This is a genomic window from Thiocapsa sp. (genome assembly GCF_035467215.1).
In the GTDB taxonomy this organism is placed as follows: Bacteria; Pseudomonadota; Gammaproteobacteria; order Chromatiales; family Chromatiaceae; genus Thiocapsa.
On sequence record NZ_DATITZ010000067.1, the window covers coordinates 1 to 12,374 of the forward strand.

General features: G+C 63.0%; 15 protein-coding genes and 2 pseudogenes. 11 read left to right on the forward strand and 6 right to left on the reverse strand.

The window, feature by feature from the left end; translation table 11 throughout:
* Nucleotides 1-3: 3 nt before the first annotated feature.
* The 3 genes and pseudogenes from VLR48_RS03450 to VLR48_RS03460 all read left to right on the forward strand — a co-directional run bounded on the left by VLR48_RS03450 (nt 4) and on the right by VLR48_RS03460 (nt 1,451).
* Nucleotides 4-779: pseudogene (locus VLR48_RS03450) on the forward strand (NAD(P)/FAD-dependent oxidoreductase).
* On the forward strand, nt 688-1,200 hold the full coding sequence (locus VLR48_RS20190; protein WP_414718574.1) for a type II toxin-antitoxin system Phd/YefM family antitoxin: 513 nt from the start codon (nt 688-690) through the stop codon (nt 1,198-1,200). Before VLR48_RS03450 ends, VLR48_RS20190 begins: the two are co-directional and overlap by 92 nt.
* Nucleotides 1,197-1,451 carry a Txe/YoeB family addiction module toxin gene (locus VLR48_RS03460; RefSeq protein ID WP_325290436.1) on the forward strand — a complete coding sequence of 85 codons (255 nt, stop codon included), beginning with the start codon at nt 1,197-1,199 and terminating at the stop codon, nt 1,449-1,451. Before VLR48_RS20190 ends, VLR48_RS03460 begins: the two co-directional genes overlap by 4 nt.
* Here the strand turns inward: VLR48_RS03460 and VLR48_RS03465 are convergent.
* On the reverse strand, nt 1,423-1,806 hold the full coding sequence (locus tag VLR48_RS03465; RefSeq protein WP_325290437.1) for a hypothetical protein: 384 nt from the start codon (nt 1,804-1,806) through the stop codon (nt 1,423-1,425). The two genes, VLR48_RS03460 and VLR48_RS03465, sit on opposite strands and share 29 nt — an antisense overlap.
* A gap of 44 nt (nt 1,807-1,850) precedes the next feature.
* Between VLR48_RS03465 and VLR48_RS03470 the strand changes: the two genes are divergently transcribed.
* From VLR48_RS03470 to VLR48_RS03480, 3 genes are read left to right on the forward strand one after another with little or no spacing between them, the layout of a single operon-like run.
* Nucleotides 1,851-2,348 (forward strand): hypothetical protein, encoded by a 498-nt coding sequence (locus VLR48_RS03470; protein ID WP_325290438.1) that lies wholly within the window; start codon nt 1,851-1,853, stop codon nt 2,346-2,348.
* 7 nt (nt 2,349-2,355) lie between these two features.
* A complete protein-coding gene (locus tag VLR48_RS03475; protein ID WP_325290439.1) occupies nt 2,356-2,610 on the forward strand; it encodes a hypothetical protein in 255 nt (84 codons plus the stop codon).
* A gap of 11 nt (nt 2,611-2,621) precedes the next feature.
* A complete protein-coding gene (locus VLR48_RS03480; protein WP_325290440.1) occupies nt 2,622-2,828 on the forward strand; it encodes a hypothetical protein in 207 nt (68 codons plus the stop codon).
* Nucleotides 2,829-2,959: 131 nt separating this feature from the next.
* Here VLR48_RS03480 and VLR48_RS03485 read toward each other — a convergent pair whose 3' ends face one another.
* Nucleotides 2,960-3,583, reverse strand: coding sequence for a hypothetical protein (locus VLR48_RS03485; RefSeq protein WP_325290441.1), 624 nt, complete (start codon nt 3,581-3,583; stop codon nt 2,960-2,962).
* A 95-nt stretch (nt 3,584-3,678) separates the two neighbouring features.
* Here VLR48_RS03485 and VLR48_RS03490 point away from each other — a divergent pair, with 95 nt between their 5' ends.
* Nucleotides 3,679-4,050, forward strand: coding sequence for a DUF1640 domain-containing protein (locus VLR48_RS03490; RefSeq protein WP_325290442.1), 372 nt, complete (start codon nt 3,679-3,681; stop codon nt 4,048-4,050).
* A 195-nt stretch (nt 4,051-4,245) separates the two neighbouring features.
* The gene (locus VLR48_RS03495; RefSeq protein ID WP_325290443.1) at nt 4,246-4,854 is read left to right on the forward strand and encodes an SIS domain-containing protein; all 609 of its coding nucleotides are present in this window, start codon (nt 4,246-4,248) and stop codon (nt 4,852-4,854) included.
* A gap of 55 nt (nt 4,855-4,909) precedes the next feature.
* Here the strand turns inward: VLR48_RS03495 and lnt are convergent, their stop codons facing one another.
* The 4 genes from lnt to VLR48_RS03515 all read right to left on the reverse strand — a co-directional run bounded on the left by lnt (nt 4,910) and on the right by VLR48_RS03515 (nt 9,207).
* Complete coding sequence (gene lnt, locus VLR48_RS03500; RefSeq protein ID WP_325290444.1) at nt 4,910-6,436, reverse strand: apolipoprotein N-acyltransferase; 1,527 nt, start codon at nt 6,434-6,436, stop codon at nt 4,910-4,912.
* Nucleotides 6,437-6,448: 12 nt separating this feature from the next.
* Entirely contained in the window at nt 6,449-7,285 is an 837-nt protein-coding gene (locus VLR48_RS03505; protein ID WP_325290445.1) for a hypothetical protein, read from the reverse strand.
* A gap of 275 nt (nt 7,286-7,560) precedes the next feature.
* Nucleotides 7,561-8,118, reverse strand: coding sequence for a hypothetical protein (locus VLR48_RS03510; RefSeq protein ID WP_325290446.1), 558 nt, complete (start codon nt 8,116-8,118; stop codon nt 7,561-7,563).
* A 339-nt stretch (nt 8,119-8,457) separates the two neighbouring features.
* A complete protein-coding gene (locus VLR48_RS03515) occupies nt 8,458-9,207 on the reverse strand; it encodes a class I SAM-dependent methyltransferase (RefSeq protein WP_325290447.1) in 750 nt (249 codons plus the stop codon).
* Between the two features lie 285 nt (nt 9,208-9,492).
* Here VLR48_RS03515 and VLR48_RS03520 point away from each other — a divergent pair.
* From VLR48_RS03520 to VLR48_RS03530, 3 genes and pseudogenes are all read left to right on the forward strand, one after another.
* Nucleotides 9,493-9,782: pseudogene (locus VLR48_RS03520) on the forward strand (transposase); the annotation flags it as partial.
* A 334-nt stretch (nt 9,783-10,116) separates the two neighbouring features.
* Nucleotides 10,117-10,935 carry a sulfotransferase family 2 domain-containing protein gene (locus tag VLR48_RS03525; protein ID WP_325290448.1) on the forward strand — a complete coding sequence of 273 codons (819 nt, stop codon included), beginning with the start codon at nt 10,117-10,119 and terminating at the stop codon, nt 10,933-10,935.
* Between the two features lie 41 nt (nt 10,936-10,976).
* On the forward strand, nt 10,977-12,374 hold a 1,398-nt coding region (locus VLR48_RS03530; protein WP_325290449.1), incomplete at its 3' end, for a VCBS repeat-containing protein.

Here is a 12,374-nt window from a genome sequence, read left to right on the forward strand (position 1 = left end):
TCGATGGCCGATGCGGATGCCCTGCGGGCGGTCCGCGACGAGAAGAAGGCAACCAAGGCCGTGGTCGTGGGCGGCGGTCTGATCGGGTTCGAGGTCTGCGAGGCGCTGCGGCTCGCCGGGATTCACACGACCGTGATCGAGCAGACCCCGAAGATCCTGCCGTTTCTCGATCCCGACCTGTCGAAGCTTGTCGAGAACCACGTCCGCGCACACGGCCCCGACATCATCGTCGGCAACGGCGTTGCGGAGCTTCTCGGCGAGAACGGCAAACTTGTCGGGGTCAAGCTCGACAACGGCACCGAGCTGCCCTGCGATGTCGCGGTGATCGCCGTTGGGGTCAGATCCAATGTCACGCTCGCGCAAGCGGCCGGAATCGAGATCGGCGCGGTCGGGGCATCCGCGTCAACGAGTACATGCAGACCTCCGACCCGGACGTGTACGCCGTCGGCGACTGCGTCGAATGCATCTCGCTGGTCAGCGGCAAAGCGGTGCGTGCGCCCTATGGCGATCTCGCCAATATACAGGGGCGCGTCGCCGGGCAGAATCTGGTCAAGGAAGGCAGCGCCCGCTTCCGTCGCCATGGCGATCCGCGGCAAGCTGACGGTCGAGGACATGGTCAACGCCGATCGGCCCTATGCGCCGCCGTACTCGCTCGCCATCGATCATGTGATTGGCTCCGCCTAGGTCTTGGACAACAAGCGCCAGGGTCGCATGCAGGGTCTCTCGGCGAGCGAGGTCAAACAGCGCGTCGACACGGGCGCCGAATGCTTCATCCTTGATACCCGCAGCCCTCAGGAATTCGAGGAAACGCGCCTGGGCATCGGCGAGACCCTCATCCCGCTCGGCGCATTACGCGAAGGAGAAGTAGGCCCAGTCTTTGTCCCGTTGCGTACGATCTTAAGTACAGGTACTATAATACGTACAACCCCCGGAGATCACCGCAAGATGGACACCATCAGCTACTCGGCCTTCAGGACCCGCCTTGCCAGCACGCTCGACAAGGTCAACGACGATCACACGCCAATCCTGGTCACACGCCAGAACGGCAAACCGGCCGTCGTGATGAGCCTGGAGGATTTCCATTCCTATGAAGAAACGGCTTACTTGATGGCGAGTCCTCGAAATGCCGAGCGTCTGAATCGCGCCATCGCCGAGGTCGAGACCGGGAAGATCCAGTACCGTGAGCTGATGGAAGAATGATCCTCGCTTGGGCCGAGCCCGCATGGGAGGACTATCTTTATTGGCAGCAGACAGACAGAAGGACGCTTAAACGAATCAACACCCTGATTCAGGAAATGCAGCGACAGCCTTTTCAAGGACTCGGAGACCCCGAACCCTTGAAGCACCAGTGGTCTGGGTACTGGTCGCGGCGAATCGATCGCGAGCACCGACTCGTCTATCGGGTCAAGGATTCATCACTGATCATTGTTCAGTGTCGATACCATTATTGAGCACTTCACGCCGAGTCCTGTCCTTGTCAGGGGAGGCGAAGACTCGGTTCCAGGTCGATGCGACATCCTCCACCAGATCCTTGTCGCCGAGCAGGTTGGATTTTCCGGCATCGGTTGCGTTGAATGCGGCGTGACGGGCTCGGGACGCGACCGAAGAGTCCGTGTGGAGCTTGTCCGTCGCGGGCTCTTTTCGCGCCTGCGCTTCCTTCTCCTCGGCCGCACCGTAGTAGGGCCGCGTCTCGTCGAGCTTGCGGTCGACGGGCGTTGCGATGGCGACGGCGCTGCCCGATGGGTTGACGCGGAAATAGGTGCCGCCGCCAAGCTGCGGCGCAAGCTCGAATCCGACCCGGCACAACCGCGATACCTGGTCACGGTGCGCAGCCGGAGGAGGAGCGGGCGATGCCGCAGGCGGCTTTCGATCGTCTTTCGGAAATCGACGCCTCGCCGACGCGGGAGCAGAAGACACCAGCGCGCAGCACCCTCGGCCGCATCGAGGATCTGAATCTCGATGACCGTTTTCAGCAGGCGGCACCGGCCGCGCCGGCCGCCCCCGAGGGTCTTCCCTCGCGCGAGCAGCAGGACGACGGCCGAGCGGAGCAGGGCCCAGCGCGGCAGGAAGGCCGCCTTCCGGCAATGGCGGGGTCCGCAGCACCGGGGCCGGCCGGTATGCCCGAGCCGCCTTTGGGCGCTGAGGCACCCGACGTCAATCTCTTCGAGACCGAGGTCGAGCCGTTTCGGATGAGCCTGCTCGACAGCGGGCATTTCGTGCTCTTTCGTCCGGTCCGCCAGAACGGACAGCGCCTGATCCAGGGCGTGCTCATCGAGCAGATGCCTTTTTGCGCGGCGGCATCGAGGACGCCTTCCGGGAGACGCTGCTTTCGCAGACGACGGATCTAGTCGTCGCTTGGGACGGCGACGTCTCGGCCGCCTACCCGAGCCAAGCCGCGCGCAGCTTCAAGGCATGGAGCTGCTGTTCAGTGTCGGGCGACTGCCGGCCGCTCCGGGTGCGCACCTCCTGTATTGGATCGCCGCGGCACTCGTCGCGATCCTTTGCGGCGGCATCTATCTCATCTATCGACTCGGCCTGCGCCAGATCGCGCTGGCTCGCCAACAACAGGACTTCGTCTCGGCCGTGAGCCATGAGCTGAAGACTCCCTGACCTCGATCCGCATGTACCGCGAGCTGCTGCGCGAATGGGTGCCGGAAAAGAAGCGCGCGACCTATTACGCCTTCATCCACGATGAGAGCGAATGTCTGTCGCGCCTCATCGATAACGTCCTGCAGCTCGCGCGCATGACACGCAACGATCTGCGTCTGCATCTCCGACCGGTCTCGGCGGGCGAGCTGATGGATCGGGCTGAAGGCTCGTCGTCGTGACCAGGCCGTCCCTTCAACCCGCTCGATGAAGAGCATCGTGGCCGTATAGAGATCGTTGTGGACGAAGGCATGCACGGCCCGTCACACGATGCGCTGCCGAAACCTCTTTGCGTCGTCGGGCCAATCGCGCGTCACTGAAAGGGACGCCTGCCGAAGCGCGTCGACCAGTCGCCGGGTGGCCTCGGCATTGCGCGCGAACACCTCCGCCAGCGAGGTGCAGCCGACCACGAGGGGGCGGGCGCAGTCACCCCGATGGGCGACATCCAGGCCGACTGCCCAACGGGTAAGGAGAATCCAAGCGTTCGCTCCGACGAGCAGGACCAGGATCCACTCCGCGGGGGCGACGAGACCTCGAGCGTGGCGAGTGCGGACGCCGACCCGCAGAGCGGGACCAGGCTCGCCGCGGGGCCGGCGATGGCGATCCAGCGCCGTCGAGTCGGCGACAGAACGTCCAGAACGAAATACGGCGCTCGCGTCGGGTGACTCAGGCCGGGGATGAAGAGCGGGCCGAAGGGAAGAAGGCCGCACGGCGGCAGAGCGCGTACATAGTCCAGGAATCGCCCGATGCCGACGTGCCCCGCAGCGAGGGCGTGACCCAGACCATGCAGCGCGATCGAGCCCATCAAAGCCGTACGGATGAAAACGGGCAACACGAGGATCAGCCACGGATCCATCCAAGCAGCGCCGCCTCCGCCAAGGATCGGGCCGGCGACGACCAGGGCAGCGACGACCAGGGCCGTGGCGAGCTCGGACAAGCTGCGTTCGAGGGCGTGCCGCGTGCTTCTCAGCTCGGAGACCCGATCTCGTCTCGGCCCTTGTCCACATCTGCACGTGGTGGCACATTAGACCCATGAGCTCCAGTGTCGCCCTTTACGAAGCCTTGACGACCGCACCGGACGATCGCACCCGCGCACGTGTGATCGCCGAGGCGTTCGAGCGCCTGGAAGAGCGTTATCCGCACCTTCCGGATCTCGCCACCCAAGGCCATGTGCGCGAATCCGAGTTGCGTCTGCACAGGGAGATCGAGCAGATCCGTGCCGAGCTGCGTCAGGCCGAGCTGCGCCTGCAAAAGGAGATCGAGCAGGTCCGGTCTGATCTCAAGATCGATATCGAGCGTTTGCGGACCGAGCTGGCACGGACCAAGGTGGATCTCCTAAAGTGGATCGTCCCCTTGATGCTCGGCCAGGTGGCCTTGATTGCGGCCCTCGTGAAACTGCTCTGAACAGGAGGCGGCGTCACCCGACACTCCCGCGCCCCTGCTCGGAATCCAACACCCCGGGGCGCAGCGTTGGATGGGGCTCAACGTATCGAATGGGATTGCTGGTCTGCATCTCGAGTCATCGTCATCCATCATGATTTGTCGGTGCCCTTCATCGAAACACCGGTGTCCACCGCCGACGCGGTCTATTGAGCCCACATGAACGACACCGAACCGTTTTCACGTCCAGAGCTCTCCGCTATGCTCGCCGACCGGCTCGGCGCCACCGCAGCCCTCCTCGAGGCCGTCCGGGGCGACGCCGATCTCCTTGCCGCTACGGTCGATGCCGCGGTGCGCACGGCCGAATCCATCCGCAACGGCGGCACCCTCTTCATCTGCGGCAACGGCGGCAGTGCCGGCGAGGCCACCCACCTGAGCGGCGAGTTGATCGGACCCTTCCTGAACAAGACACGCCGCCCCATCCCGGCCGTTGCGTTGGGCTTCGACACCAGCGCCTTGACCGCCGTCGCCAACGATTTCTCGTTCGCAGAGATCTTCTCGCGTCCCCTTTCCGCGTTGGCCCGGCCCGGAGATGTGCTTTGGGCGCTCTCCACCAGCGGCCGATCGCCCAACATCGTACGAGTCCTGGACACGGCCGCCGAACGTGGTCTCCTGAGCGTTTTGCTCACGGGTGCGCGCCACGCCGATCTCCGCGCCGGGACCGACATCGTACTCTCGGTGCCTTCCCGCGAGACGCCCAGGATCCAGGAGCTACACCTGGTCCTCGGTCATTTCCTGTGCGAGGCGGTGGAGGCGTTGGCCTCGTGACAACGACCGTGATTAGGATTCACGAGCGCCTTCGTTGTGGTGCCTCGCCTTGCGATCAGGATCTTCTACCTCGCCTCTGGTTCAAGCCGGCGGCGAGTAGGAGTGCGCATAGGACGACAAACCAGTCTCCAGCCTGGTGATAAAAGGATCTGTCTCTTGGCACCTGTACCTCTGCAGCCACCACCCCTCGAACGAAAAGGTCGGGTATCTCCGCGATGACGCGGCCATGTGCGTCGATGATCTGGGAAGGGCCGGTATTGGAGGCGGTAACGAAGGGAATGCGGTTCTCGACCGCCCGAACGACCGATGCAGCGTTGTGTTGCCGGGCCGCCGGACTTTGACCGGCCCAGTTGTCGTTGACCAGGTGCAGCACCAGGCTTGCATCGGTGGTCACGGCGCGCCTGACATAGCCGGCAAAGAGATTCTCCCAGCAGATGATCGGGATTACCGAGATGTTGCCGGGAAGCCGGAACTGGGCCTGCTCGATTCCGGCGGTCATCGGCTGGGCGGGTTTGGGAATCCAGTCGGGCCTTCCCGGCAGGCCGTCGAAGGGACTGAATTCCGAGAAGGGGACGAGTCGATTCTTGTGGTACACCCCCGCGAAGTGGCCGGTGTCACTGATCATCACCGCCGTGTTCCGAAAAAAGGGTGTCGCCGCCGACAACCACTGGCCGGCACCTTGATCCCGAACCGATTTACCGCTTTCCGACATGCCGAGCACGATCGAGGTACCCGATTCCTCCGCGATCGACGCGATCCGGAGCAGAAGATTTGGGTCGCGTCGCCAATCGTGAACGGCGGCCTCGGGCCAGACAATCACGTTCGGCTCGTCGTTCGATGCCTGTAGAGTCAGGCCCTCGAGGATGTCAAGTTTTTCGGCGCCCCCCAACGTCTTCATCTCCTCGACCGAGAACGCAGGCTGGACCACGGCGACCCGCAGGGACATCTCCGATGACGAATCGGCCCGCAAGACCAAGGTTCCCAGAACGACGGCGCCGGCAACGAGCCCACCCGCCCGAGCAAGCGCGGTCCAGCGCCTCTCGCGCACCGAAAGGGCGATTGCAGCGTTGACGAGCATGACCAGGAAGGTCACGCCATATTCACCTGTGTACGCTGCAAGTTGCAGGATAGCCGGATTCGTATGCTGCCAATAAGCCGGGGTCGCCCAAGAGATCGCCATTGGGCCGGCGTGTGCGCGCAGGAAGTCGAGGATGACCCAGGCAGCCGGCACCGCAAGCAGGAAAGGGGCGCGGCTGCGCCAGACGGATGCGACGATCAAGCACCAGATCGCAGGGAAGATCCCGAGGTAGGCCGCCAGCATCAGACCGTGATGGATCCCGACGCCGGGTACCTCGAACACCCATGCGGAGGTGGTCAGATTGAGCAGGGCTCCACTGAACCAGCCGTAGAGCAATGCAGTTGTTGGCGAGAATCGGATCGTCGCGAGGATCAGGGGGACGAAGGCGACCCAGACCAGGCAGCAAGATGCGTCGAGCGTGAAGGCGAGCCGATAGAGCAGCGCCGTCGCGCTCGCGGCAGCGACGGCGACTGCCCACTCCACCGCGAGTCGACGCTCCGGCATGCTCCCCGGCGTCTAGAGATTCTCGAGGTAGGTACGAATCTGCGGTACCGTCATACCTTCGAGCGGATTTGATGCTTTCGGTGGGACGTAGCCGTCCCGATGCAAATAGATCCGATACCTGTATCCGCCGGCCCCGTCAGGCTCACGTCGCATGGTGCCCATCGGCATGTCACGGCTCACCGTGGCAAGAAGCACCAACTCCGTATCCATGGGTGTGGCGGTCGAGCTCGAGAGCCCCTCGCTCGGTGAGGCGCCGACGTCTTCCGGGACGGCAAGGTCGACACGGCAGACGGACGTCCGACACTGCATATCCACGACGTTGGCCAGGAAGAAGGCGTCGCTGGTGGCTAGATTTCGTTCCAGTTGTTCCCTGGCTTTCGGCGCCCAATTCGGATCGATATCCTCGCTGCCGAACAATTCCTCGACGACTTCCACCTGACGCTGCTGCTGCATGTTTGTGGCCTTGGCAAACTGTTGACGTAGGAAGGGGTCGTTTGCTGCCTTCTGGAGCTCGGCAAGCTCCGTGCGCGAGGCCTGCCGTTGGGCATCCTCTGTGGCCGCCTTGGCCATGAGAAGGGCGATCTGAGCCTCGAGCGCCTCCAGTTTTTCATGGGCGGCAAGGTCCCCTTCACCGGGCGGGTCGGAGGTCAGACGACCCGCCAACTCGGCCAACCGGTCGTCCATCATCTTGATCCGGGCATCGATTTGGGCGCCATGGTTGCTGTCCGGGGCGGGGCGAGCGCCGTCGACTGACTTCGAGCCGGAGCTGTCGCTGCCGCGAACACCCGACCCCGCGAAGTAGTCGGTTGCAACAAGCCCAAGAGCCAAAATGGCCATCATCAAGGCCAAGGCCGCGACGACACGATGCCGATCTGTAGGTGGAGGGGTTGGCGGATTCATCTGGACTCTCCCCAGAACGCGACGCTCCGGAGCACGACGCTGGGTCGTCCTCTCGAGTGATTACTCTGTTGTCTCTCGGATTCAGCCGATCGCGTTGGCCGCGATCGACCTTATGGAGGCATGGACAAGGGACCTTCCGCTTGCCGATCCGGAACGCGAGGGCCTCGTCCTAGGCGTCGACTCGGCGGGCCGGGGACAAGGGACCTCGCTCGCGAGGAGACGACTCAGAGCAGTTCTTTGCTGTAGAGGACCTGGTAGTTGTTCAACCCTGTCTGTGGATCAAGTCTGCATGTGATCGTGTTGGGGTAGTAACCGTTGAACAGGCCCAGATCGAACGACTGGCCAACGACCCCGGGCCGAGCGTCAGGGGCGGATACGGTATGGGTCACGAAGTTCACGGCCGCCGTATCGGTGATATTCGGATCCAGATCCAGCCAGGTGCAAAGGACTTCCGAGTTGGCGGCGGCGCTTCCTCCGAACCATACACTCAATGACCCGGTGCCCGGTCCATACCACTTCAGCGTGCCATCGTCAGTCGTCCACCATTCGGTGTTGTTGGTAACCGGGCAGACGACCCACACCGGGAATGTCGCCGTGTTCCAGACACGGATATGATCCCAGCGAAGATTCTGAGCGAGTGCCAGCGTCGCTGCTCTGCAGGACACGGCGGGTGTCTCTCCTACGGGTGCCGCCTCCACCTCGGTGGATGTCTGCCACAGCAATGCGGATCCAGCGGTGAGTCCAAACCAGGATGCTACCAAGAACGACCGGAATTTCTTCATCTCTGCCTCCGACATGTTATCGATGTGGTCAAAGGCCGCGGGCCTCGACAGGTCGCATTCACTAAAGAGGTCGGGGCCTGGATTCCCAGCTCCGACATCTCATGTTAAGCGTAAGAGAAAATGATCACCTGTCAACCTCGGATCCGGACATCGGCGGGATGCCGACGGTCGAGCGATAGCTCGGCGTGCCTCGTGTCCACAAGGAGACGGAGGGAAAACCCGCCGAGTACTCGCGTGAAGCCGTCGTTCGCGGATGCGCTGACAGGCGTGGCGGCACCGGCAAACCGGCGTGGTTGGTCGCGTTCAGGAGCCGCGGGGTCGAAGTAACGCAATTGCGAGCTATTTCTCCTGAACGCCCCGTGCGTGCTCGTAAAGACGTATCCGCTCTTCCATGAACCGCTGGTTCCGGATCAGCTCCCGCGGGCGATCTCGAGAGGACCCACGTCGGGCAATGTAGCTAAAAGAGTCCGTGAGGTCCTTGCCCCCCCAGTTGACCAGCTCTTGGCGGTAGCAGGTGAGTCCGATCCGGTCGCAGAGATCTTTGACGATGTCGGCCGACACGGTGCCGCCGCGCCAGTGCCGGTTCTCGATCGTGAAGCCCTCGCCTTCCGGATGCCGGAAGGCAGCCATGTTGGAATGGTGAATAAAGGCGGTGCCCTCGGGCCGAAGCACGCGGGAGAGCTCGCTCACGTAGCCGTCAATCACGTCGAGCTCCACGTGCACCAGAGAGTCGAACGAGAAGACCAGGTCGACCGACTGGTCCGCCACGCCGGGGAGCGACCTTCCGTCGTTGACGACATAGTCGATGTGGCGCTTGTCCGCGAACCGTTGTCGGCAGGCGTCGATGCAACGCTCAGTCAGATCGACCAGCGTCATCGAACGACATTGGGTCTCGAGAAACTGCGTCATTCGGCCAAAACCCGGGGCGATCTCGACCAGGCGACCGGTCGGCAACAGATCGGCGACCCGCGGAAGCACGGCGCCGAGCCAGAGATTCTCGGTTCCGCCCCACAGGGACGACCACTCGTCTCCGCCAAGGGACCAGTCGTAACCGGACCAGTGCTTCAGGTTCTCTTCGATTGTCGGCATGGTGATCGGGGAATTCCGCTCGGGGTGATTGACACTCGGGGATTTCCCCTAAGTTTTATAGGTTTGCGTGGCGTGTGTCAACCGAGGCGCCTCGCCGACCATCAGAACCCAGATAAGCCAGATAAGCGCTTTGTGCTGGTCATGCGCGAGACCCATCCGGCGGATGATCCGCTCGGGCGCATCGGTGGCAAGCCCACCCTCAACTTCATCATCGAGCGGGAGAATCAGACCGACGTCGGCGCCCTCGCGGCGCGCTTCATTATCCTCGACCACGCCGGGCGTCTGGGTGCCGCCATGCTGCTGGTGGAAATCGGCACGGACATGAATCGCTTCGGCTGCCCTGAACGCCTGGCGTCCCGAGTGGGCATCTGCCCAAGTAACAACGAGAGCGCCGGTAAACGCAAAAGCGGCCGCACGCGCAAGGTCCATCCGCAAGGGACACAAGCGTTCCATCTTCGCCCTAGCCCACAAGATGCTGCGCATCGTCTATGCTATGCTCGCCAACGCGTCGCCATCATCAGGATCGCACCGTCGATTACGAAGCACTCATGGTGAGCCGCAGCGCAACGCGCTGACTGAAGATGCTGACCAAGCACGGCTACATCGCCACCGCCTAAGTTGCCCTGTAGCCTTACCGCCTGCTAATGTGCTCTGTGCACCGGCATGCGTCGCGCCCGAACCGCCCTCGGCCCAAGCTCGGGTTTTTTCACGTTGAGATGAGGGTCGGATTCTCGTCCGGCGGCCGGTTACCGGCCATGTGCGCTTGCTACATTCCAAGGATGCCGTCGCTGCGATGCTATTATCCATCGTCGATCTAGATGCATCGGCAGCCACCCGCCACGCCCGAACCTTTCCCGGAGAATCGGCCCGCATGGGCGGCGCCAGAGATCATAACCACCGGCACCCCCAATGATCATCTCGAACAGCAACCGATTCATCTTCATCCATCTCCACAAGTGCGCGGGATCCACGATCACCAACCTCTTGAGCCCGCACAGTCGGTGGAACGACATAGAGCTGGGTGTTACCACGTTGGGCGAAGCGGTGCAACGACCCTATCAGCAGCGGTTTCGACTCTGGAAACACGCAGGCGCTGACCTGGTCCGCGGGGTCTTGGGCGAGAAGCTGTTCGGGTCTTACTTCAAGTTTGCCTTCGTCCGAAATCCCTTGATTCGGGTGGTGTCGTTTTATACGTTCATCCAGAAGCTCCATCGCCACCCTTCGGAGCAGGTCCGAAACATGGTCGGCCAGTGGCCAATCTCCGAGGCGCTGCGGGATTCCGCCGATTTTCCCGAGTTCATCCGACATCCGCGGTTTGTCGAGCCATCCATGTCACGCCTTCTGACGGAGTCCGCGGATCCGGACGCGCGCGTCCTTGTCGACTTTGTCGGGCACGTCGAGCGTTTCGATCATGATATCGCCACAGTGTTCGATCGGATCGGGCTTCCCTTGCCGGAACGCATCGATCGCATGAATGAATCCGGACAGATCGGCCAGCGTCTCCGTGATTTTTATCGGTCGGAAGAAGATCTGGAGGTCGTCTATCGGCGCTGGCCGAAGGATTTTGATCTGTTCGGATACTCACTCGAGGACTCCATCGCGGAGCTCCGGCGGCCGGACGACACGCCGGAAGAACGAGCCGTTCATGCTGACCCTTCCACCACGGAGGGTTCGGCCTCCGACTCGACGCCGCCATCGAGGGACGCGCCAATCTCGGAGGAGGCGTGATGACCCGGCATGCGAATCGTCGACCCCGGAGTGTCCCGGCAATGCTCATCCTGCTGGCGGCCACCTCGAGCCTGCCGCTGGCAGCCGAGCCCGGCATCGCCTTCGTCGATTGGTCGAGTCAGGTCGGACTCGATTACAGGGCTCAGACCTGGGGCGCATCCTGGCGCGACTTCGACGAGGATGGGTTCGTCGACCTATTTGTCTCGCACCACTTCACCTACCCGGAACCCTTTAAGTTTGCGCCCATACTCCAGGCACCCGCCAGCCTCTACCGAAACGATCGGGCCATCCGATTCCGCGATATAGGACCCGAGATGCTTGGCCGAACCCCGGGTGACTGGCATGGGGCAACCTGGGCCGATGTCGACAACGACGGGGATGTCGATCTGCTCGTCGCCAGGGGTGGTAGCTCTGGCCTCCTGCAGCGAGGCCCCATCTCGGACCGGGATCGACTTCTCAATACGAACCTGATGTTTATTAGGGAGAAGGATGGTTTTGTAGAGCGCGGCGAGGCGATGGGGCTGGCGCTTCCCTGGCAGCGCGGGCGTCGACCTGTGTGGTTCGATGTCGATCTCGACGGGAGGCTCGACGTCCTCTTTGCGCAGGTCGAGCCGTCCGATCCCTCCGACGTGCTATACCGACAAGATGCCGACGGGCGGTTTTCGCCCTGCGCGCTCCCCGGCCTGACCAACGCTGATTCGGCCGGCGTCGCCTACCTGTTCCGCGGGTTCGAGAGCGGCGAGCGCCACCTCCAACTCAGCGGTGCCCCCGGCCGGCTCTACCGAGTGGTCGAGGACGCGGACTGTCGATTCGAGGAGATCCCGGCCGACCCCGGCCTCGGCGCACGGCATACCTACGACATGCTGCTCGCGGACCTTACAGGCGACTTGAGCCTCGACTACTTCGGCCCGACGAAGACGGGCGGCAGCTATTTTAGACAAACGACACCGCAATTGATCAGCATCGGCCTTCCCGGGAAGGAGAGCTTATCCAGGCTCGATTTTCGGGTGGAGGGTGAGGCGATGGTCATCATTCGACCGGCCTCCGGTCCGAACGGTTGGACGGATGGGAGCCGACAGCGGACCTTCCTGGGGCAGTCGGGATCGGCGCCTACCGGACATCAATTCACGCTGGACCCCGATGACACGCGATTTCATGGGCATTTTGCCGACACCCCGCAGGCGGCCGGGTTTCATATCTGGCTTGACCCGACCACCAAACTCTGGTCGATTGCGGTGAACAAGCCCGAGCCCATGCCGTTTTCGCTCGAGCTCATCGGAACCGACCGAATCGAGGTCCCGGGCGGACCCCCGTCGATGGCGCCGAACCCAACAGGGGCCAGCGATGTCCTCTACGTTCAGGGGAGGCGGACCTGGACGCGCACCCCGGGCGACCATGGTCTGGGCGCTCTGTCTACGAGCTGCGTCTCGGCCGTCGCC

Coding starts and splice junctions, on each gene's coding strand:
- VLR48_RS03480 (WP_325290440.1), top strand. CDS start 2,622: ATGTACCGCGAGCTGCTGCGCGAATGGGTGCCGGAAAAGAAGCGCGCG.
- VLR48_RS03460 (WP_325290436.1), top strand. CDS start 1,197: ATGATCCTCGCTTGGGCCGAGCCCGCATGGGAGGACTATCTTTATTGG.
- VLR48_RS03490 (WP_325290442.1), top strand. CDS start 3,679: ATGAGCTCCAGTGTCGCCCTTTACGAAGCCTTGACGACCGCACCGGAC.
- VLR48_RS03525 (WP_325290448.1), top strand. CDS start 10,117: ATGATCATCTCGAACAGCAACCGATTCATCTTCATCCATCTCCACAAG.
- VLR48_RS03515 (WP_325290447.1), bottom strand. CDS start 9,207: ATGCCGACAATCGAAGAGAACCTGAAGCACTGGTCCGGTTACGACTGG.
- VLR48_RS03470 (WP_325290438.1), top strand. CDS start 1,851: ATGCCGCAGGCGGCTTTCGATCGTCTTTCGGAAATCGACGCCTCGCCG.
- lnt (WP_325290444.1), bottom strand. CDS start 6,436: ATGCCGGAGCGTCGACTCGCGGTGGAGTGGGCAGTCGCCGTCGCTGCC.
- VLR48_RS03510 (WP_325290446.1), bottom strand. CDS start 8,118: ATGAAGAAATTCCGGTCGTTCTTGGTAGCATCCTGGTTTGGACTCACC.
- VLR48_RS03495 (WP_325290443.1), top strand. CDS start 4,246: ATGAACGACACCGAACCGTTTTCACGTCCAGAGCTCTCCGCTATGCTC.